Source organism: Rhodoferax ferrireducens, assembly GCF_003347515.1.
In the GTDB taxonomy this organism is placed as follows: domain Bacteria; phylum Pseudomonadota; class Gammaproteobacteria; order Burkholderiales; family Burkholderiaceae_C; genus Rhodoferax.
Genome location: NZ_QEII01000290.1, coordinates 222525 through 243020 on the forward strand (window position 1 = coordinate 222525; position 20496 = coordinate 243020).

Genomic DNA, 20496 nt, shown 5'->3' on the forward strand with positions numbered 1-20496 from the left:
GAGACGACACAATGCCCAGTTATAACTTCGCGGATCAATACAAAGCGGCTGGACTTGCTCCGGGACCGGAGATCATCCGGTTGCGGCAAGCGCCCTTCGATAAACTGCGAAAGGATATCGGCTCAAATGCGTTGCTGGACCTGACTAGGTTGTACTTCGGTCTTCCCGTGCCAGATGGAACTGATTGGTTCCGGGATGCGTTTTTGGAGACGGATCCCAGCTTTAGCATGCTTGACAATGAGCGCGAGGCTTCGGTTCTTTCAGCCTGCCTACTCGCAGCAGCATTGGAAGATGGCAATGTCCTTGCTGGCCTAGCACCTGTTGTGACCGCTCTAGGTGGAAATCGAACTCCGCTGGTACACCCTGAGTTCGTTGAAGACGCTCGGCAAGCAATCGCCGCCAACTCGGTCGCATCTCGGCAAAAAAATGCCGCTGATGTCAATAAAATCAAACAACCCGCAAAGGGTAAGCTTGCTGCATCAGTAGACGTTCTTTTGACAGCGCCTGACTGGCCCAAAACCGGTGAAGCTATAAAGTTAGCCGGCAGTGAATCTTTCGAAGCATCCAATGCCCTTGCCAGTCAGGTTTTCTCCGTGATTTCTCCATTGGCCGAGCAGGTGCGCGACCTGAGGGAAGAGGTCAGCATGCTGTGGTGGTACATCGGTGGTTGGAGCCGTTCCCTTGATAAGCCATTCGCAGATATGGACGTGGGCCTGGCTGCCCTCATGGCGGGACTTGATCTGGCGCATTTGACTCAAGGAAAAAGTGGACCTGCGGCTGCTCCCGCTATCTTGCAGCGTCTTGTAATCGGCTCTCGTTCTGGAGGAGACGAAAAAATATCCTTGAGATCGGCTGTTGAAGCATTACCTGCTGGTGTGTTTCAGCGACTGGCAATTCCCAAAAACGTCAGCATGGTTGGCGACATCTGTCCCATTTTGACCGCTTTGACGAAAGCTGATGATATTGGCGGTGACGGTGCATGGCTTACAGCATTCAAAAAGGCCTCTGGACTGGATGCCACGCTAACGTTATCGCCGATTGAGCTTGCGATGCAAGTCTATCGTGAGTCGCTCTTGCTCTCGCAAGTTGATTGAGGCGGAACATGGTCGTAATTGCTCAATCGCATAGATGTGGGAGGCCGGAATGTGATGTGTCGAAAACTGGGGTTTGCGTCGAAGGCCATACTCCTTCGGAGTCATGCCCCTTTTTTGGCCAAGCAACCGACGATACTCTGGACGATTTCGAAGATGAAGACAATGCAGAATCATCCGACGCTCAGCAATCCGTAGAGCCAACTCGCATTCCTTTGCATTCAGGCGAGGCGCTTACTCCGGCAGAAATAGATCAGTTTTTGCTTTGGAAACCGGCTCGATTTGTCACCATTGTTGGTGAATTCGATAGCGGCAAGACTACCTTGATTTGTTGTCTATATGACAGGTTCTTGCGGGGGAGTTTTGCTGGTCATCTTTTTGCTGGAAGTCGCACGCTGGTTGGGTTAGAGAAAAAGTCACATCACTCGCGAATCGATTCAGGTCGCGTGGCTCCTGATACTTTGCGAACGTCACTTTCAGATGGGCTAACGTATTTTCATTTTTCACTTGTGTCTAGCGAAGATCTGCAGGCGCGGGTTGAATTAATGCTTTCGGATAGAGCAGGTGAGCAATATCAAAAAGCTCGCAATAATTCGGATATCGTGTCCCAATTGATTGAAGTAAAGAAGGCGCAGCATGTTGTCTTGTTGATGGACGGCAGCCGCATCGCTGACCCCATCCATCGTTCTGGCGCAATGCAATCTGTCCGGCAAACCCTTCGTGCATTTCTTGATGGTGGGGCTCTCTTGGATGCTTCTCGAGTTCAGGTGGTTACGACGAAAGTCGACCTACTGGCAGCAGTCCCCGGCAAACAAGTGCTCGATACTCAGCTGGAGCAATTCCGTACCGGGCTCCAAAATGACTTTGGTGGACGCCTTGGCGAACTGTCTTTTTGGGAAATCGCTGCGCGTGACCCACATGGTGGATTTTCTCCCGCCCATGGGGTGGAGCAATTATTGGCAAGTTGGTGTGCTTCCATTACTACGGCCGTAACACGTGTCCCTCTTCGAATCCCCTTGAGTACCGAGTTTGATCGTTTGCTGTCGCGTACACCAATGGGAGACTTAATATGACATCGTTTCAGCATTCGATCATTGGGCTGCCCGGCTCAGGTAAGACCACCTTCTTGGCAGCACTCTGGCATTTGTTGGACGCAAATGAAGTGTCTAGTAAGTTTGTGCTGGATAAATTGGTTGGCGATCATACCCATCTCAATACCATTGTCGAAGCTTGGCGCAGATGCGAAGAGGTTCCGAGAACCTCCATGGCGGCTGAGGTCAAGGTTTCTATTCATGTGAAAGAAACTGCAAGCGGGAAAAAAGCTGTATTGCATTTCCCGGATCTGTCGGGCGAATCGTTTGAGCGTCAGCTGTCCACACGTTCATGCACACCCGATTACGTGGGAGGTTTTGAGGGTTCGGGTGGCATCTTGTTATTCGTTACGGCAGATGGCCCGTCGAATGGAATGACGATTCTCGATATCGCCCCCCTAGTGCCCGGAGAAGTGGTTATAGAAAAACCTGAAGAACATCGTGAGTGGACGCCAGAAATGGTCTCCACGCAGGTGAACCTGGTTGATCTTTTGCAATTTCTACAGCGTTTGCCGTTTCGACCTGGTATCCGTCGAGTTGCGATCGTAGTTTCAGCTTGGGATGTAATTCAAACACCTGATCTTGAACCAGCGTATTGGCTGCAAAGAGAGCTTCCGTTGCTGCATCAATTCCTGTACTCAAATCCCGGTAGTTTTGAATTCCGAATATATGGCGTTTCAGCTCAAGGCGGTGACGTTACCAGTGATCGGAAAAGCGATCTGGTTGTAAAAACGCCTAGTACGCGCATTCGTTGCGTTGGCCCCGAAACTGATCCTCACGATCTGACGAGCCCAATTGCTTGGTTGATGTCCAGTGAATGAGATTGTGAGTAAAACTGACTCCCACATCGAACTTCAACAGTGTCTATTTGGATATCAAGATGGACACCGTTTGCTCGCGTCTTCATTTCGACTGTCCGAAGATGCTGCCTCCATACTTTTGTTGTTGAGTGATCTGGCCCCTGGTCTTAGCTTGCCTGCGCATGGAGGTTACTGGACCGGAATTCCACTTCCCAGCGTGAAATCTTATGCTTTGATGCGTACTTGGCTGGCACCTGAGATGTCTCGGCCTGGATGCGTATGGACGCATGTACTGATTGTCGCCTTTGCAGACATAGCCAGGTTCCCTGATCTCTCCGTTCTTGTTGAGCATGTGACACGGCCACGCGGACCAAGTGGCTTCGATGGGTACAGTACGCCGATCTTACTGACTCCGCAATCAGGCGAATCCACGCCAAAGCGGGATGCTATCGGTTCTAATGCGAGAGATGCCAACCGAGTAATTCGTACGATTTATGGAGATCATGGAACGGGGAAAGTTGTAGCTCCGTTAGGTATTCTTGATGACATGATATTCGCGGTGTGGTCGCAGCAATGGCCACGATTGAGAAGATCTTTTTCATTCCGAACAGCGGCGAGTTCAAGCGATAGTCCGTCCACCACTAAAAGGTTTGATTTGACCGTTCTACTTGGATCTGATCGGGACCAGATCAGCTTGCTTGATGATGACGCCGATGCTATCGAGACATGGGAAATGGCCTGTATTGATGACCTTCTGTTTCCTCATAGCACTGAATTTCGACGATTTCTCTGGCGGTATGGATCGGACGTTCGTCTGGGGCGTAAGCGCTTCAAGTTCTTGGCTAGTGTCTATCTGTCAACGCGGTCCACTCAACTGAGTGGCAAGAACCTGCACAAAATCTTAGTAAACGTAACAAAAGAGTTTTCTTCACTGGAAGATGGAAAAGTGCTCAAAGAGGATCTGGTGGGGCGGAATCAGTATTCATTGCTGCCTTCGACAGATCCCATCGAAATGCTTGCGTTCTATGTGAGGGATCCAATAGCCAGCAAGCTGCCAACCCCATCAGCGGAGGCTTTCGATGCGATTTATTCCGACTGGCCGGATAGATCAGACGAAATTCTTTCTATTGCGGAGGCCGCTGTTGAGCGTGAAACTGAATTGGGGACTAAATTATTAGATCGATTGGCGGCTGTGACCGACACATCTACCTTTCTTTCCTCGACGGCGACTAGACCGAACCTTCGCAACAAGTTTTTGACTTCAAATCCCTCGCTGCTGGACAGCAACGACTTGGTCAAGGTTTCGGGCGCAGAACTATTGAGGCTTCTTGAGTATGTTCCGGATGACGATCACGTGTTGATCGATCGTATTCTTTTACGCTTGCTCGCAGTTGATGAAATTGATATTGCCAGGGAAATGGTTCGGCGTTTCCCAGATTCGGCGATTGGAGCAGTCATTACAGCAATGGAATTATTCCTGACGGGTAGTGGCACGAATGTGCCTCATTCATGGGTAAAAGCGATCAAGGAGAAATCCTCCGCTGTTCTGCATGGCGGCTTTATTGAACGCGCCCGAACGACTTCCGCCCTGTCTTTCTTTGCATCGATGCTTGGCTATGTCCAACCAGAGACATTGCAGGTCGGACCAATGCCCTGGGCGAACGGACTTAAGGTCGCCCATGATGATCTCCGAGGCTCTGACCGACAAAAATTGCTTGTTTTTCTGTTGGAGCTTGCTTTGCACAAACCTGCTCTCGGGTGCGAGTCGCTATTTGAGATTGCGTTTGATTCAATTCACAGCGATTTGCAATATTCAAAGCTCGGTTGGGACCAGACATCCCAATTGTTGCAATATCTACCGAATTTGGGTTGGTTGAAGAATTGGGATAATTGTTTAAGACTCAAAGTTGGAATCGTAGACGCTTACGTAACTTGCAATCTAAGTCTCAAAAGTTTTAAACAACTAACTGCAAATGCCGATCTGTACAAAGATCTCACGGAGTTGGTCAATCGGTCCAAAGATGGACGTAGGTTTTTGAAAAACCTGACTTGATTTGCCAGTTCACCATGACACAGTGCTACGCCCCGTTGGGCGGTACGTGCCTTGATCGAAGCGTTTACCGCCGAAGTTCGGAAGATGCATCAGACGGAACTGGCCAATTTTCTGGCACAAGGGCAGGCGGTTTGCTCCATGGCTGCTCAACCAACGCGTCTTGAAACCATTGGTCTCGAAGATTTGCGTGTTCCGTGACGATGATTTGAAAGCCCGGTACATCCTTCTGCGTGAATTCCAACAATAGTTCGAACAACCTGCGAACTGCCACTAGATCCGCGTCTGCTTCTGTTTTTTGAACGGAACCATCAGCTTCCTTATAGACTTTTTCAGATGGAAAATAAACTTGGGTCGGCTGATCTATGAGAAGGAACTGAGGAATTGGCCGATTGTTGCGTGCAGCAAAGTGATGCAGTGCAAGTAGGGCGGCAAGGTGGTAGGCCAAATGATTCTCGCCACCCCCGGTTCGACTCATTGGTACCGGACGATCAGGACGGTCGATCACCACTGTCAGGTGCGTGAGATCAAATCGGGAAGGAAACTCACTAAACTCCGCCTCAAAGGCGCGGATGTAGTGCGACATCTGCGCTGAAATATTGTTCAAAATGGAAGTCAACCGTTCGTTACTGTCGTCCGCACCGATTTTCTTTTCTAGCTCTTCGACCTTGAACTTCAGGCGCCGTTGCTCAGTTTCGCGGGCCGCCAGTTCCTCATTGGGAACCAAGTTCTCCAAGAATAAACTGATTCGACCCACAACGCGCGCCGCAGCGTTGTTGCGTGTTCCCATTTGCGCAATGACTTCATTTGTCGCAATCGCTGCGGAAAGCTCCATTTCTTTGCTTTTGATCGTGTCGACAAGAAGCTGAACTTTTCCCTGTTGTTCCCCTAAATATGCTTCAAGTTTGGGGCGCTGACCAGCGACGATGTCCATTTCTGCTTCAAGTGATGCCAATTCACTGATGAGAACTTGTGCAATGGGGGACGCCATGGCCAGGTTCACTTCACAGAACGGCCATTGCCATTCACCGGTCTGCGAGTTTTTAGGCAGGGCCTTGATGGAAGACAGTCGATCCTTCTGCTCGGCCGCTTCGCTTTGGAATCCCACCGCTCGCTTGGAAAACTGGCGGGCGGCATCTATTTTTGTTTGAATCGCCCGTCTTTCTTTTCGCATTTGGACCAGTTCTTCTTCCAGGCTCGAAATTCTGAAGCCATCATCTTCCGGAGTCGATGTAGGCTTCCATTGCAATGCAGTACGTAAGGCGTCCACTACGGAATCGGCGCCCACATTCTGATCCGCTTGAGTGATAATGCCGACGGTCTTGGCTTCCGAAAAAAGGCCGATGCCTTTCTGTTGAGATGTGTCAATCGCGTCCCGCGCTTGCTCCAGCAACTTTGCATTGAGCCTCAAGTCTCTCTGCGCCGTTCTGAGTTTTCCTTCCAGTTCGTATCGCAGGCTTGAGGAGACGCCGAGCAGAATAGGCAGTGTGTCGCGAATCGCCTGCGGCTGGAACTGTTCGTTCTGCCGATACAGGAGCTGATCTTTGTTTGCGACAATGCCTTGTTTTTGGAAAAGATAGTAGTACGTATGCTTGATGTTTGCATCGTAGCTAGCCCGGCTATGTTCTATTGCGACATCTGTTTTGTTTTCGGGAATTCCCAATAGCCGCGAAAGAAGGGCTACTACAGCATCGTCATCCGAACTGACCTTCAATTCCTCAAAGGTAGGCACAGCCAGTTGAGCACCCCTACGCAACATGACCGTGCTGCCGCTACTGTTTCCTGCGTTCGGCGTTGGCTTGGCGATGAGGACCTGTTCTTGGGAAAACTGATAAATCACGGCGAACCAGGCCACCTTGTCCCTGATGACTCCTTCAGGGACGTTGAACGTCGAACGACCCATGCAGTATTCAATGATCTCGGACAATGCTGACTTCCCGGTCGACGATCGACCGGTGATGATGTTGATGCCATCAAGTCTGAACTGAAGGTCTCTGCGCTGACCGTCATGGCTGTAGATGTGAATTGATTTTATTTTCATGGCCGTATCCCTAAAGTCGTATATATCGTCACGCGGTCCGCAATACGAGCAAACTCTTTCCCGACGATTCGGGCAACTCGCTGACAGGCAATAGATTCAGTTGTGCCAGTGACGGTCTTGCGAACGCGGCTCGGAACGGTCTTAAGTCGCCCGTCCTGGGTCACCTCAAAGCAGCCCAATTGCATCGAGAATCCAAGCGCCTCAAAGGCGTAGGGCAGTAGATCTTTGGTACGGTCCGCGAACCCAACGAGTAAATGAGGGTTGCTCTCTACTGTCTTGAGAAGATAACTGCGGGGGCTGCCTGATATGATTTCGCGAGAGTCTTTGTGCAGGCATAACGGCAGTACCAGTAGTGCCAAAGAAAAAGGCATGCCGTCTGGATTTTCTTCTTCGAAGCCCTGCAATGACCTGAACAGAACAAGGCCACAGAACGCGGGGTTAAAGAGATTTCTTACTTCGAATGGACGCTGATCCCATCGCTTCATTGGGATGCTCCAAGTAATTCGCCGACACGGTTCAGAAAACGTGGGTGCCAATAAATTCGAGGTAACGGGCGTGCGTTCGCAAGGATATGGAAGCCGCCACGCAGCACATACGATTCAGTTACACGCTCTCGTATTCTTAATGTGCTGATATTGCCGCTTTCCAGGTCTGCCCATCGATAGAGTGCCTTGCCTGCTTCGAGGAGGACCGCATCGGCGCTTTCCTCATCAAGGTCTTCAAAGATCACATCTTTATAGCGGCCCCATTCGTCTATGAGTCGATCTTCGTATTCTTCCATCTCGCCCCCCACGAGTAGGTTTTCGCGGGCCCAGGCCGACCTTTGTTCAAATGCGCGGTAGTAGTCCAGGATGGCATTACGGATTCTGTTGGATGCGACACCGATTTCTCTCAGTTGCACGACAAATAATCTGGGATCGTTTTCCGGATCGATTTCCCCCGTCGGTTCTTTTCCTCGATAAGTGATGGGAAGATTGTCGGATTTGTATTCTTCAGCGAACGCAGAAAGCTTGTCGGAAATTTCGTATCCAAACACGGGCTCTGCGCGTTTTCCCGAAAGCAGATTGATGACGACATCATTCCACCAACCTTCAAGGCGTTCAAATACAGCTGTTCTGAACTCGCGTCGGATGCTCCGCATGTGCTGATCCTTGATGATCCCGGGGACATCGACGATTCGAGGGCCATTGTGAAAAATGACGATGCGAGAAAGAAAATCTTCTTTCTCTCCGTCATTGAGTTTGTTGAACTCCTGGCCTATCGGTTCAATCAGCTTCGATTTGCTTTTCGCGAGTGTTTCTTCCGCGAGCGTCGAAAGGGATGTTATTTCTTCATCTTTTGGAGCGTCCGGAAGGAAATGTCGCAAGAATGAATTGTCCGCAACAGCATCTGTGGTGAATAGAAAAAAACGCAGATTGGATTCACTGCGGTCATCGCGGTTGTAGCGCGCGAGCCAGATTCGGACCGATTTCCAAAAATCGGTAGACAGGTCACTTAGTCGGTCACCAACAGCCTTGTGTTTGAGAGACGCGAGTGTTTTGATGCCACCTTGATCCATAAAATCGAGGTCATCATCTTTCTCGATCAGGATAGAGTTGCTCTCTGGCAACTGCAAAAGTTTGAGCAAGGCGAACCGCCCTTGGTAGATGTACCCAAGTCCCTGTTCACCGGCGGAATACGGATTGGAAGAAGACTCGGTCATTGTCAACCCTCCACAGGGCATATCTGCCAACAGAGCTTCATGCAGTGAGTGCCCATTAAGGTGGGCTCCTGCCGCGGCAATTCTTCACCGGTTTGCGAAAATTCCATCCATCCCCTCCGTTGTCATGAACAGCAAGCCGATCTATGTCGGTCGATTTTTTTCAAGAATAGTAACAAAGTATTTCATGCGTCTTGAAGAAGCGTGGATTCTTTCGGTGGGTTGGCGTTGTCGGAAGGAGCAATAGCCGCGCTCGATATTCTTTCAAGCACCATGGCCTTCAGACCCAGGACATGCATTGCGACATGCGTGCCGCCATGAAAAAGGGTAGATGGTGGGGCCGCAACCAGATCGCGCGCCAGGGTTAGTCGTGGTGCATGGAATGCCGACGGCCCTTGCTGCCGGGCATCACGTAGTTCAGTTAGCGGTCGATGACGTTCAAGCTGACAAACAGCTCCTGCAGTCAGAATGATGTACCACCTTGGGCTCCAGTCTCGGACTGGTTCTGAAAGAGTCTGAATCCCTGGGCCTTTTTCAGTGGCAATTCTCACTTCAAAGCATCTCACAAATCCGGCTGGTTGAAACTCTAAAAATGACGGGTACCCTGAGTTTTCAGGAGGCCTGTATGTGTAAATCTGTATTCGTATTCTTCATCCTGCTTGGCGCGGCGCTGGGCATGTTCGTTGCACTTAACGAGAGCATCGGTCTCAAGATTGTCCTGGGCAGTATTGGTGCCGTGGTGGGTACTGCCGTTGGTGGTTCGCTCGCAGGCATTGGTCGACGGCGTCACCGGCCCATGGTTCACTTCGACGACACGAATGGGTTCACGACTGAGCAGGAAAATCAAATCCGCAACTACTGGCTGGACCGCGGACGACTGACGGCATCGCCGGGCCTGCCTCACCCCGACGACAACGACCCCCACAGTCACGGGTCGTGACTACTTGTCGCGCTTGATCACGTTTTTTACCGCATCTTTGGCGGCGTCCAGCGTCACGTCGGCGTCGCCAATCACCTGCTTGCCGGTCTGCACGAACAGCGACTTTCTGGATTTGAGCGTGCCATCGGGCGTTTTGACGATCTCGGCCTTCGCATCGAAATTGCCAATGGCTCCTGTCGTCTGGCCTTGAAGGTGTTCGTGAGCGCGCTGAATTTCCGCCCTGACCGGTGATGGCCTTGCTGTGGGAGTCTTGCTCGTCGTGGTGCGGGACTTCTGTGCCGCTACCTGTCCGTCGTTGGCCTGACGGGCCGTGTCCAAGCCCGGTGCAAATTTGCCCTCTGCACGTTCCAGCTCGTAGGTCTCACGGATACTTCCAAACGAGGTGGGCAGTGCTGTCCCGTCAGAAAACACCCGTGTGGGCCGCAACCCCTGTCGCGCCAATTCAGACCCCATCATCGTGTGCGCCGCCGCGCTGGTGCCGCCATACTGTTCGGCGTAACGCATGAACATGTCCAGGTTGTGCGGGTCCTGGGCGATGTCGATGGACAAGGTCTCGCCACGCTCGTGCGCCGCGCTCATGCGCTCGGCCAGTCCCTGGCGCTGGACAAACACCGCGTCAGCACGTTCCGCCTGTGAGGTTGCCGTGGCCAGGCGGGACGACATGTCGCGTCCCTCCTTGCTGTCTGACGCAATCACGTTCATCACGCTGCTATCCCGCGAGACCCGGTCGCCAAACTGTTTGAAGGCGGCGAGCTGTTCGGTGGTCATGGTGTTGAGCACCTTCTGCTCATCGCTCAGGATGCCAGATTGGTAGTTTTTCCCGGCGCTGCCCTGGATTTTCGCGCTGAGGGCGGGTGTGGAGAGACCCAGTGAGCCACTGGCACCAAAGGCGATGTGGGCAACCTGGGACTGGGACAGCCCGGTCCGCTGCGATACGCTCTGGGCGATCTGATCGAGGTTGTTGAGGCTTTCGCCCAGTTGTTCAAAACTGCTGGACGCGGTGCCCGTGCTGTTGCGCGTTGAACGCAGCTTGCTGACACCGCGCGTGAAGGCTTCTGTGAGCGTGGCGGAACGTTGCTGCCCTGCGGAGACCGCTTCGCTGCGCGCCGTTTCCGCCTGGTGGCTGGCCTCGGTCAGGTCCTGTTCTGACACCCGCATCGACACCACGCGCGAAGCAAAGCCCTGGTTACGCAGCAGGCTGGCCGCAGTGCGTCCGGTCAGCACGTTGGAAGACAAGGTATTTCCGCTCAAGTCGTTCTGCAAGCTGCCCATGAAGGCCGAGGTGCGATTCGGTGCCAGTTGCAACTGGTCCATGCCCACATTGCCCAGGCTGACGTTGCCAGCTGCGGCGTTACTGGTCGCGCCGGACAACGTGCCCTGCAGTCCCGACAGGCCGCCCACCAGGGCCGTGCCCATGTTCTGCATTCCCTTGAGCGCCGCCCAGGCAATGAAAGGCACGCTGATCGCCAGGTAACCCACCACCGCTTCCCCCGAAATCGCGCGCGAATAAATGGTTGATGCCGTCTGAAGCGCCAGCGCCTTGGTGCCGGTACCGAGATCGGCGGCGGCGGCCAGGTCGTAGGCCGCGTAGATCGACGCCATGTAGTTCAGGATGGCATACAGCGGTGGCCAGAGCTGGATCCAGATCAGGATGGCGGCATAGCCCTTGAATGCCATCATGGTCTCCCTGCCACTGGTAAGCAGGAGCAGCAGCACAAACAGCGGAAACAGGGCGTAGGTCACGGCCTCGACCACATTGCGGAATACCGGCAGCGCCTGTTCAGCCACCTTGCCGTAATTGAGCCAGGACGCATTCTGCTGGGCGACCGCTTGGGCCCGTCCTACCGCCAGCACCATGGCGGCCGGGTCGTTGACTTTCTGACCAACAATCTTGCCCGTGTCCTCGATGGCATTGAGCACCGCGTTTTGCCGGATGATGTCGGCCGCTGTGGATGCGGCATTGGCAATGCTGTTCTTGAGGTAGGCTTGCTGCACCTGGCCCGCGATGGCAGCGGCGGCCGCAGCGCCCGGCAACGTCGGATTGAGCTGGAAGGCGAGGCGCCCCTGAATCCGCGTGATCTGGGCTGGCAGGCGACCATTGAGGTTCAGGTAGACATTCGGGCAGGTATCGATGCTGATGCCGCCAGCGCCTGTCAACGTGCTGAAACGCGCCGGATTGGGGGTTGCCATCAGCAGCCAGACATCGCCGGAACTGGAGAAGGTCGCAGGATCCAACGTGCCGTCGACCAGGTCGTAGGTCGTGCAGTTGTGGATGAAGTTGATGAGGTCGGTCCGAAAGCCCGGATCGGGGAACACCACATTGCCGGTCTCCCGGATCAGCCGGTTGCCGAACATCAGGCCGTTCTGCTGGTAGCTCAGTTCTGCCGGAAGTGCTCCCGGCCCCGGGATCACCTGGAAGGCGGTTTCAAACAATCCCGTCAGAGTGTGGCCGATGGTGCTAGTGAGGCTTCCCAGTACCGCGATGCCGAAGGGCACGTTGTCGACGATCTTGACCGCCGAGCCCCCGGTCTTGTCCACGATGCCTACCGTCACCTTGGGCACGATCAACACGGAGAACACCAGCACCACCGAGCCCAGCCACTTCCAGCCCTGCAGCTTCTCTGGCGCGAAGGCGTAGGCGATCAGGGCGGAGACGAAGCCGCAGAAGGCGACCGCGGCCACGGCAGACAGGTAATCGTTGGAGGCATGGATGGCGGCAGCGGCATTGAACACACCGAACAGGCTGTCCGAATTCTGGTAAGCGTAGATTTCCCACATGATGGTTCACCGGGGTCCATTACCGGGAAAGGTAAGCCGCCTGCTGGCCCAGCATGTCGATCACATGTTGCGGCATGCTGGAACGCAACTGGCGCTCCAACTGCTCCAGATGGCTGGAGACGGCGCGGAAAGATCCCACCTTCTGGTACAGCAGGTTCTTCTCCTGCGACAGCTGCAGCAACATGGCCTGTGCCCGCTGGCGGATATGGTTGGCTTGCTCACGTTGCGTCTGTTGCAAGGTGTAGTCCTTGTCCAGCGCCGCCATGCCGAGCCGCAGATTGCGTTCCAGGAAAACATAAGCGTAGTCGGCGGCGATGACATCCCGGTACTGGCCGATCAGACTGTCCGAGAGGCCGGAACCGGGGATCGTGGCGCCGATGGACAGCATCTTGTAGACCGGCTCGGTGGTCTGGTTGACGAAGCCAACCTCCGGCGAGTTGTTGGGGATGGCGGTGCGCGTGGCGATCTTGTTGGCAATGGACCGCATCATGGTTTCCACCTTCGCCGTGAACGGGGTGTGGGTGTAACCGGTGTTCAGGGTCACTGCATCGCAATTGGTGTAGTCATTGCAGCGCAGCAGGTGCTGCACGACATCGGTGCCGGTGCCAGCGGCCTGTCCGTAGAGCAACTGGCTGATGGATGTGAGGGTGGGCGCAATCGGTTCCGGGTCTCGGTTGGCGTCTTCCGGGTAAAAGATCACGGTGCCGACCAGGCTCATGATCAGTTCGCGCTCGGGGTCGTCCAGGTAGGCACCAGTGTACTGCAGGGCCTTCCAGGTCAGGTTGCCAACGAAGGGGGCCTTGTTGCGGACATTGGCGTCGCCGGAGGACCGGGCTGAGGCCAGGATGCTGGTCCGGTCGGTCGCACAGCGCCGCCGTGCCGCGTCCCGGTCGCTTTCCAGGCCCATCTCGATCGCCAGATCCGCACAGGTTTCCTGCGAGCTGTAGCCGCTCGCTTCAGCGGCAGTGCTGACGATGGCCTTGGCGGTTTCACAGGAATTGATGCGGGCATTGTTGATCCAGGTTTCCAGGCCCTTGGCCCACTTGGTCAGCCCGCCCAGCAGGGGCGATACCGCTTCCAGTGCCAACTGGAAGGCGATGCCCGGCAGCGCCGCCGTGATGTTTTTGAGCATGTTCTTGAACTCGGTGGCGGAGATGTGGCTGAAGCTGCCGCCAAACACGTCGATGCCGCCGCAACCGGCCTTGGCGCTGGGAAACTGGATGGCAGCCAGTTGGTAGACCTTGTTGGGGGAGCGCATCATCAGGTTGCCACCGGTGTAGGTGTTGAAGGTCTGACTGCGGAAAGCTCCCGGCGCGGTGTAGTTGCCGATGGCCCCGAGGTTGTTGAACATGGTGTTCACCTCGGCGTTGAGGTCGCCGGCCAATAGCGGATGCGGAACGATTGCTGTCACGGCCGCCAGGGTGAGGGCGATGGCAGAGGCGCTAGTTCTCTGGAACAGGGTACGGGTCATGGAAGACTCCTACGGAAAAACAGACTGACGGCCCATCTGGCGGGAGGCGCTGGGCAGCATGGCCTCGGCCTGGGGTGTGGCGACCAGAGCGATGCGCTCCAGCAACTGCGCTTCGGACAGCACGCCAAAGCCAATCGGCGTGATTTTTCCGGTGAAGGGCTGGGCCAGGAACACGGCCGGGACCTGAGTCACCTTCAGGGTCGTGGCAATGCCGTTGTCGGCACGCGCGTCCGGAAAACCCGGCATCGGTCCGCCATCCACCCCAATGGCCACGACTTTGATGCTATGACGCGCCTGGAAGGCCGCCAGTGTCGGTGCGAACGCGTGGCAGTAGGGGCAGTCGGCGCGGTAGAAAAAGAACAGCACATGATCCCGGCCCAAGTCGGCGATGGAACGGGAACGATCCGCCAGCTGCTGCTGCTCGAACACCTCCAGCGCCTTCGCCCCGACCGGGCGACCTTGCAGGGTGGGATCAAGCTCCGGCGTCGCCCATGCCACACGCTGGGCCACGTCCGCAAAATACGACGCCCGTTCAACCACCTGGGATTCGAGTTCCATGTAACGGCGCACATTGGCTTCGGTCGGGTGCATGATGGCGATGTTGCGGGTCTCCTCCACGGCTTTTTGCAGGCGTTCGAACGCTGCCAGTTCGGGGGCCTTGGGCGACACGGTTGGTACCGTCGGGGTCAGGGTTTTGGGTGACGTCGCGGGCTTGGCTTCAACGTCTGGTGACGGGTCTTCGTAGAAGTGCCAGCCCCGCCAGGTGTCCGACCAATAGCGCTGCGGGCCGTCCTGGGCGCTGGCGGTCAAGGTACCCAGCATGAGCAGGACCGTCAAAGTCATCAGCTTCAGCCGGGCAAGGGCTGGGTCAGTGTGCCGGTACGTCATGACGGTCCCTTCATAGCAGCGACTTCGGCGGCAAGCCGTCGCGGCAGTAGTTGATGCCAAATTCCATGCTCTGCTTACGCGGGTCCTTGGCACCGGGCAGCAGCACGCCGTCCTGCCAGAACAGCACCTTGAGGCGGCTGCAGCCCGGCTGCTGGTAGCGGCGTTCGGTGGTGACGTCGATGAAGATCGGTGAGGTGGCGCCAAAACGCTGGGTGATCGCATTGGCGACGTCCCCGGTCAGCATGCCGTGCGCTTCGCCGTTGCTGGCCTGGATCGCGGCCAGCAGCACCGGTCGGGCATCGGAGACGGGTGTGCGTGGGGGCATGCTGGGCGGTTCATCGGCAAACGCGGGTATTGCGAATGCTGGCACGGCGAAGGCGGCCATGGCAAGCAGGAACGTGGAGGACTTCATTGGCATTTCCCCTGACCGTAGTAGCAGTTGCTGGCCCGGCTGGCGTTGCCACTCTGGACGGCATTCACGTTGGGCAGCGTGGGCACGATGGACGCATAGAACTCGCTCAGGTCCATGCGTGAAAAATCCATGCTCTGCAACTGGACGATCGAGAAGCCGGAACACTCGGGGCCCTCGGCACTGCCCCAGCCCTTGCCGAACTGCTGGCGTCCCTGTTCATTGATGATGCGGGCCAGCTTGCTGTTGAAACAGCATTTGCCGGTGGTGTTTTCGATGCACGAGACGCAATGGCCGAAGATGCGGATGCAGGAAGAGCAGTAGCTGCCGATGCTGTGGCACAACCCCGCGCCTTCCTTCATCGCGAGTTTCACTTCCCCCCCATTACAGGACATCATTGACATCACGATGTAGATCACAACGGCGATGGCCAGCGACCAGGGATCGAAGGCGATCACCATGCTTTCGCCCGAATACATCACGGCGGAACCTGCGGGCAGGGCGGTGCCGTTGACGGCGACCGTGACGCCATAGCTGGTGAAGGAGCCGCTGAAACCCCCGCTGGTGAGCAGTGCTGAGAGGCCCTGATAGAGAAACTCTCGGTTCTCGGAATTCATCAGGACGTCGTATACCAATCGGGAGCCGGTGCCGAACAGGCTCTGGTTGCTCATGCCCGCGCCCGCTGAATCCGAAGCGCAGCAGTTCTTGAACAAGCGGTCCCGGCAGCTGTTGGCCTCGCCCTTGAACACTTGCATATTGTCGGTGTCCAGATACACGCCCGCTTCCCGCGCGGCTTCCATGAAGGACATGGAGCGGGCGAAGTCGCTGTCGTGCGTGTAGCTGGTGTTGAAGCAGCTCCCCGCGAGGCAGAACACGTTGGCCGGGCAGTTGCTTGCCGTCACGTTGGTGCCCGGTGCCACCGGGCAGGTGTAGCTATTCTCGGTGATCTCGCAGACCCCGGTGGACGCATTCATCTGACGGCAAGCCGTTCCAGCGAGGGTACATCCTGCCGCAATCAGTGGGCCGCACTCGCTCGATCCGGCGCTCTGCGGACAGGACAGCTGCGTTTCATAGCGCCAGCAGGCGCGTGTCACCGCAATGCCATCTACGCTTTTGGTGACCGGTCCGTCGACACAGCGCGCCGCACCGGCCACCGTGCAGCGGGACCCGGTGCCGCTTCCCTGGTTCAGGCTTGGGCATTGGTCATCCCACTGATCTGTTTCAGTCACAGAAGTCCGCGGCCGGTCGTAACTCAGGATCATCTGGGGAATGGCTCCGTAGGCGGGATTGACACGCCAGCCCACGACCGGACGCTGCGACTGGGCACGCCAGTAGACGCCCGCGAGGGTGCCCGTCACGTCATAGCCGTAGTCGGGTGAGTAGCTTGCCGATGGCGCATAGCAGGTGAGCTCGTCGAGATAGCTCACTGTGTAGCTCTCTCCGCTGCTGGTCCAGTTCTGGATATTGTTGCCGCTTTGCGTGCCGGTCGGACAGGCAGCGTAGACCTCCAGGAAGGGGCGTACTTGCGCGCAACTGTAGTCACCCCCGTCACCGCCACTGCCGGTGCAGATCGTCCGGTAGTCGTTGGCCACCATGGCCGTCAGGTGGCAGGCGTCACCGAGGCACTGGTTGTCGACGATCCAGACGCCATTCGGGCCGTCCGCCCAGCCGAAAAAGGTGTTCGGTAGTGCCGCCACTCGGCGCGGAAACACCAGGGGTGTTGTCATGTCGACGTCGAAGAAGGCCTGAGGGACACCGTTGCTGGTGCTGCGGAAATGCTGCTGGGCAATGGATCGGTCCGGCATGCACTGCACGTCCAGCCCGGTGCTGCCCGATCCGGCATGTGCGAACCAGTCGCCCGGTGTGCAGCTTTCGGTTCGTGCCACGGACACACTCAAGGTGCGTGCACACGACTGCTGGGCGCTGCCGCTGTACTGGCGGCAGACGCGGGTTTCCGCGGCGGGGGTGGCGACGCTGCTGACCTGGCAGCCGCTGTAGTAATTCGCGATGTCCTCCAGCGTGGTGGCCGGGTTGCCCGCGATGCGGCGTGCCGCCAGCACCGCCGGGTCATTGGGGGAGACACCATTGCGCGGCGTATTGGCCGAGGACAGCGCGCCGTGCTGAGCCTGACACACCGGGTCGTTGGGCGTCAAGGCGCAGGCGGCGAGCCGGGCGTTGGCTTGGGCCGCCAGGTTGGGCTGACCGTAATAGGTCGATTCAGGTGGCGCCGTCGTGTAGCCGGGCACGACCTCGGTGGCGCGGGGCGTGCTGATCTGGCTGCGCGTTGCCGCATTGGCAGCCTGGCCTGCAGCAGTTCCTTCATCATGCGCTTGGGCCAGTGCGGCGGTTTGCGTTGTGACGAAGCACAACAGGGTGAACCAGGTGACAACAATACGGATGGAGCGGCGCATGTCAGTTCCCCTGTCCCTTGATGCGTCGCAGGAATCCATCCACCACCTTGGCGAACTGCGGTGCCCTGCGTTGCATGTGTTCGAGCGCATAGTCAAGGCTGACATCACCGGTCGTTCGCAGGAAGCCTTCCGGCGGCGCGCAGGTGCCGCTGGCACAGGAGACCGGGCGCGTGCCGTCACGCACCAGCACGAAACTTGGCACCCGCTCGATGGTGAACCGGTCAAAGGCCTGCGGATCGATCTGGATGGCCACCTGGTTCTGGCCGATCAGGCCTTGTACCTGGGCCACGGTTGCGCGCAAGGAGCCGCCGGTAAAACCCCGGATGAATATGGAGGCTTGGGCACGCGCCGCTTGGTCGACCAAGCGCTGGAGTGTGGCCTGCGGCATGGACAGGCTGATGAACACGAACAGGCCCGGTCCGGTCGCGAACCCTTGTGCCTGCGCCATCGCATCCGACTGTGCGCTGTAGCCTTTCGCCAGAGCCTCCAGGTCGATGGGCGCATTGGTTTTGGGTTGGGGCAGGGCGTCGATGTTCGGCTGCGCTGGCACGGGTGCCGCGTTCAGTTCGGCCTCGCTCGGTGCACGGTATTTCTGCCGCGCTCGCGCCATGTCCTGGTCCGTGATGTTGGGCTGCTCGCGGCGGACGCGCTCGAGGTCTGCCTCCGTGATGACGGGCGCCGGTTGGGCCCAGGCGGTGCCGATGCTGACGGCGCTGCTCAGAAGCAGGGCAGTGAGGGCCAGGGAAAGGCGATTGAGAGGGCGGATGAAAAGATCAGAAGCCGACACAGCAGTTCCTTTTTCTGAACAACATGAAGGCGAAGTCTTCGCCCATGACCGGGTATTCCTTGCCGGCACCCCAAATGACCGTGGTGCGCCCAAAGGGCTGGCAGCAGCGCCCGCCTTCCTTCTCGGTGGCGGGAATGGGGTAGGTGAGCTGGGTCTTGTAGGCGGTCTTGTCCATGACCGGCAGAAAATACGGTCCGCACAGGCCCGCGCGCCCATGCCAGCCCCACGAGACCAGTTCGCGGTGCAGCTTGGCCGTCAGTCGTTGGGCCATCAACTCGGCGGTACGCACGCCACCCAGGTGGTAGGGCACATGGCCATCGAGTGGATACAGGCCGCCCTGGCAACCCGCGCACCAGAACATCTCGCGGATACCGAAACCCAAGGATGCCGCCACGCAGTCGGCGGCACAGGCGGCGATGGCGACCGGATTGGCAAACAGCACCGCATCGGGGTTCAGGATCAGCGTCAGCTCGTCGTCGTTCCAGAGTGGGTCGACCTCGGTGAGGTAGGCCAGATCAAACGATCCCCTCTCAAGGCACGGAAAATCCGCCACCACCTCCAGCCAGTACATGACGGGGTTGGTGTAGTAATGCGCCTGGTAAAAACTGCCGCCGTCGCCATCCCCTTCTGGCCGCGTGAACCGAGCGGCTTCGGGCGCCGGAATCCCCGGATCGAGGTTGATACCGCCCAGCGAGGTCAGGCAAAAGGGTTTGCGCACCGCCTCGACGTGCCGAGCCGGCTCCCAGAAACCGATGGACAGGCCGATCACCGGATTGACCCCGCAACTGCACACGGGGCTGCCGGGGTTGTCGATGTCTTCCTGGTCACCGAAGTTGGCGATGCGCGCGCTGCCGATGCTGATGGGCAGAATGCAGGACCAGCAGATGTCGGTGATGGGGTTGGGGAACTTGCCGGTGCAGGTGGCGACGCCTGCGGCCAGCGCGGGGATTGATAGCAGGCCCAAGATAAGGATGAGCAGGGGTACGAGAGCACCCGCGATCCGGTGAAGCAGCCGATTCATTTCGTGACCTCCAACTCGTCAATGCGCAGTCGCTGGCCTTCCTGAGAGACCAGGGCCGGCACTTGGTGGATGCCGAAGCGCCGGGTTAGCAAACCCTGCTGGTCGTAATAGACAGGGATACGCCAGGATTTCATGAGGTCCAGGTAGGAGCCACCGGTCAGGATGGGCTTGACCTTTCCTTGGTAGGTCGCCAGCAATTCACGCGCCCGGTTGACCTGCCGACGGTCGCGTGCGTCAAAGAACAGCAGGTGTTTGGACAGCGACACGATCTCCAGCGGGTTCTTGCGTGTGCCTGCGGGAAACAGCAGTCGGCCCTGGGCGTCCAGGATGTTGCGGTCCAGCGTGAAGCTCGGGTCCATATAGAAAGTCCGTGCGGCCTGTGTGGTCCGGATACCTGCGACGGGCTGCGGGTTGGTGACGGCATCAACGCCACGCGCTTTCGCCGCCTCCTCCAGGCGCTTGAGTTCACCGGTGCGCTCTTTCTCGCGCAGGCGTTGCTCAATCATCTTGAGCAGGTGCGGTTCGCTGATCTCGTAGGTTGGGCCGATGACGCCGAGGTCAGTGGCGTAGGCCCAGGACGTGCCGGTCAGCATGACAAGACCTGTCAACAGAAGGTTAAAAACAAGGCGTGGGCTCATCGCGGCCCCTTGTCCGGGCAGCGCAACTGCTGGACCCAATAGTCGCGTGCGGTGGAGTCTTTCAGATGGCTGGCACGGATCAAACCCATCAGCATAGGGTCTCCCTCGCCCTGCGTTATGGCTCGGCGCAATTCAACCGTGCTTAAGGTGCGCCCGCAACGCTGGTGGAAGGTGGCGAGATAGGCTTTTGTACCTTCTTCAGCGGCGGGCGCGATTTGCTGCAACAGGCCCAGGTAGTCGGCAAGGGGCATGTCGTTGGTGCTCTGCAGGCTGCCACGCGCCGGGCTGGTTTGCGCCCGTGTCGACGAATGGGCAATGAGGGTCAAGGCCGCGATGAGCGCAAGCGTCAAAGGGAGTTTCTGAACAGTGGATGGCATGATT

At 57.1% G+C, this 20496-nt stretch carries 17 protein-coding genes; 5 read left to right on the plus strand and 12 right to left on the minus strand.

Translation table 11 applies throughout. From position 1 onward, the window contains the following. Nucleotides 1–11 precede the first annotated feature (11 nt). From C5P05_RS18645 to C5P05_RS18650, 4 genes are read left to right on the plus strand one after another with little or no spacing between them, the layout of a single operon-like run. Complete coding sequence (locus C5P05_RS18645) at nucleotides 12–1094, plus strand: GTPase-associated system all-helical protein GASH (protein WP_114971318.1); 1083 nt, start codon at nucleotides 12–14, stop codon at nucleotides 1092–1094. 56 nt (nucleotides 1095–1150) lie between these two features. Beyond that, nucleotides 1151–2164, plus strand: coding sequence for a TRAFAC clade GTPase domain-containing protein (locus C5P05_RS33765; protein ID WP_157979383.1), 1014 nt, complete (start codon nucleotides 1151–1153; stop codon nucleotides 2162–2164). Next, on the plus strand, nucleotides 2161–3003 hold the full coding sequence (locus tag C5P05_RS33770; RefSeq protein WP_157979384.1) for a TRAFAC clade GTPase domain-containing protein: 843 nt from the start codon (nucleotides 2161–2163) through the stop codon (nucleotides 3001–3003). Before C5P05_RS33765 ends, C5P05_RS33770 begins: the two co-directional genes overlap by 4 nt. A 4-nt stretch (nucleotides 3004–3007) precedes the next feature. Continuing rightward, nucleotides 3008–5035 (plus strand): hypothetical protein, encoded by a 2028-nt coding sequence (locus C5P05_RS18650; protein ID WP_157979385.1) that lies wholly within the window; start codon nucleotides 3008–3010, stop codon nucleotides 5033–5035. Between the two features lie 64 nt (nucleotides 5036–5099). Here C5P05_RS18650 and C5P05_RS18655 read toward each other — a convergent pair whose 3' ends face one another. Genes C5P05_RS18655 through C5P05_RS18665 form a run of 3 tightly spaced genes read right to left on the minus strand, consistent with a single transcriptional unit; the run spans nucleotide 5100 to nucleotide 8775 of the window. Continuing rightward, nucleotides 5100–7073 carry a DUF3732 domain-containing protein gene (locus C5P05_RS18655; RefSeq protein WP_114971320.1) on the minus strand — a complete coding sequence of 658 codons (1974 nt, stop codon included), beginning with the start codon at nucleotides 7071–7073 and terminating at the stop codon, nucleotides 5100–5102. Next, on the minus strand, nucleotides 7070–7558 hold the full coding sequence (locus tag C5P05_RS18660; protein ID WP_114971321.1) for a three component ABC system middle component: 489 nt from the start codon (nucleotides 7556–7558) through the stop codon (nucleotides 7070–7072). Before C5P05_RS18660 ends, C5P05_RS18655 begins: the two co-directional genes overlap by 4 nt. Then, nucleotides 7555–8775, minus strand: coding sequence for an ABC-three component system protein (locus tag C5P05_RS18665; protein ID WP_114971322.1), 1221 nt, complete (start codon nucleotides 8773–8775; stop codon nucleotides 7555–7557). Before C5P05_RS18665 ends, C5P05_RS18660 begins: the two co-directional genes overlap by 4 nt. Nucleotides 8776–9397: 622 nt before the next feature. On the opposite strand from C5P05_RS18665, the gene C5P05_RS18670 reads away from it, so the two are divergent. Continuing rightward, nucleotides 9398–9712, plus strand: coding sequence for a hypothetical protein (locus C5P05_RS18670; protein WP_157979386.1), 315 nt, complete (start codon nucleotides 9398–9400; stop codon nucleotides 9710–9712). On the opposite strand, the gene C5P05_RS18675 is transcribed toward C5P05_RS18670, so the two are convergent. Genes C5P05_RS18675 through C5P05_RS18715 form a run of 9 tightly spaced genes read right to left on the minus strand, consistent with a single transcriptional unit; the run spans nucleotide 9713 to nucleotide 20492 of the window. Then, a complete protein-coding gene (locus C5P05_RS18675; RefSeq protein ID WP_114971324.1) occupies nucleotides 9713–12490 on the minus strand; it encodes a conjugal transfer protein TraG N-terminal domain-containing protein in 2778 nt (925 codons plus the stop codon). Nucleotides 12491–12509: 19 nt separating this feature from the next. Further along, nucleotides 12510–13961 carry a conjugal transfer protein TraH gene (locus C5P05_RS18680; RefSeq protein WP_114971325.1) on the minus strand — a complete coding sequence of 484 codons (1452 nt, stop codon included), beginning with the start codon at nucleotides 13959–13961 and terminating at the stop codon, nucleotides 12510–12512. A 9-nt stretch (nucleotides 13962–13970) separates the two neighbouring features. Further along, nucleotides 13971–14804 carry a conjugal transfer protein TraF gene (gene traF, locus C5P05_RS18685; RefSeq protein WP_232834569.1) on the minus strand — a complete coding sequence of 278 codons (834 nt, stop codon included), beginning with the start codon at nucleotides 14802–14804 and terminating at the stop codon, nucleotides 13971–13973. A gap of 55 nt (nucleotides 14805–14859) precedes the next feature. Continuing rightward, complete coding sequence (locus C5P05_RS18690; RefSeq protein ID WP_232834570.1) at nucleotides 14860–15261, minus strand: hypothetical protein; 402 nt, start codon at nucleotides 15259–15261, stop codon at nucleotides 14860–14862. Then, nucleotides 15258–17669, minus strand: coding sequence for a type-F conjugative transfer system mating-pair stabilization protein TraN (gene traN / locus C5P05_RS18695; RefSeq protein WP_114971327.1), 2412 nt, complete (start codon nucleotides 17667–17669; stop codon nucleotides 15258–15260). The genes C5P05_RS18690 and traN overlap by 4 nt, the downstream gene beginning before the upstream one ends. A 1-nt stretch (nucleotide 17670) precedes the next feature. Beyond that, nucleotides 17671–18456, minus strand: coding sequence for a type-F conjugative transfer system pilin assembly protein TrbC (gene trbC, locus C5P05_RS18700; protein WP_114971328.1), 786 nt, complete (start codon nucleotides 18454–18456; stop codon nucleotides 17671–17673). After that, nucleotides 18443–19477 (minus strand): TraU family protein, encoded by a 1035-nt coding sequence (locus C5P05_RS34610; protein ID WP_114971329.1) that lies wholly within the window; start codon nucleotides 19475–19477, stop codon nucleotides 18443–18445. Before C5P05_RS34610 ends, trbC begins: the two co-directional genes overlap by 14 nt. Next, nucleotides 19474–20115: a type-F conjugative transfer system protein TraW gene (traW, locus tag C5P05_RS18710; RefSeq protein ID WP_114971330.1), complete on the minus strand. Its 642-nt coding sequence runs from the start codon at nucleotides 20113–20115 to the stop codon at nucleotides 19474–19476. The genes C5P05_RS34610 and traW overlap by 4 nt, the downstream gene beginning before the upstream one ends. Then, nucleotides 20112–20492 carry a hypothetical protein gene (locus tag C5P05_RS18715; protein WP_114971331.1) on the minus strand — a complete coding sequence of 127 codons (381 nt, stop codon included), beginning with the start codon at nucleotides 20490–20492 and terminating at the stop codon, nucleotides 20112–20114. The genes traW and C5P05_RS18715 overlap by 4 nt, the downstream gene beginning before the upstream one ends. Nucleotides 20493–20496 lie beyond the last annotated feature (4 nt).

Bases quoted from the DNA above. Each gene is read 5' to 3' on its own strand.
- C5P05_RS18645 (WP_114971318.1), top strand. From the start codon at position 12: ATGCCCAGTTATAACTTCGCGGATCAATACAAAGCGGCTGGACTTGCT.
- C5P05_RS33770 (WP_157979384.1), top strand. From the start codon at position 2,161: ATGACATCGTTTCAGCATTCGATCATTGGGCTGCCCGGCTCAGGTAAG.
- C5P05_RS18655 (WP_114971320.1), bottom strand. From the start codon at position 7,073: ATGAAAATAAAATCAATTCACATCTACAGCCATGACGGTCAGCGCAGA.
- C5P05_RS18660 (WP_114971321.1), bottom strand. From the start codon at position 7,558: ATGAAGCGATGGGATCAGCGTCCATTCGAAGTAAGAAATCTCTTTAAC.
- C5P05_RS18665 (WP_114971322.1), bottom strand. From the start codon at position 8,775: ATGACCGAGTCTTCTTCCAATCCGTATTCCGCCGGTGAACAGGGACTT.
- C5P05_RS18670 (WP_157979386.1), top strand. From the start codon at position 9,398: ATGTGTAAATCTGTATTCGTATTCTTCATCCTGCTTGGCGCGGCGCTG.
- C5P05_RS18675 (WP_114971324.1), bottom strand. From the start codon at position 12,490: ATGTGGGAAATCTACGCTTACCAGAATTCGGACAGCCTGTTCGGTGTG.
- C5P05_RS18680 (WP_114971325.1), bottom strand. From the start codon at position 13,961: ATGACCCGTACCCTGTTCCAGAGAACTAGCGCCTCTGCCATCGCCCTC.
- traF (WP_232834569.1), bottom strand. From the start codon at position 14,804: ATGACTTTGACGGTCCTGCTCATGCTGGGTACCTTGACCGCCAGCGCC.
- C5P05_RS18690 (WP_232834570.1), bottom strand. From the start codon at position 15,261: ATGAAGTCCTCCACGTTCCTGCTTGCCATGGCCGCCTTCGCCGTGCCA.
- traN (WP_114971327.1), bottom strand. From the start codon at position 17,669: ATGCGCCGCTCCATCCGTATTGTTGTCACCTGGTTCACCCTGTTGTGC.
- C5P05_RS34610 (WP_114971329.1), bottom strand. From the start codon at position 19,477: ATGAATCGGCTGCTTCACCGGATCGCGGGTGCTCTCGTACCCCTGCTC.
- traW (WP_114971330.1), bottom strand. From the start codon at position 20,115: ATGAGCCCACGCCTTGTTTTTAACCTTCTGTTGACAGGTCTTGTCATG.
- C5P05_RS18715 (WP_114971331.1), bottom strand. From the start codon at position 20,492: ATGCCATCCACTGTTCAGAAACTCCCTTTGACGCTTGCGCTCATCGCG.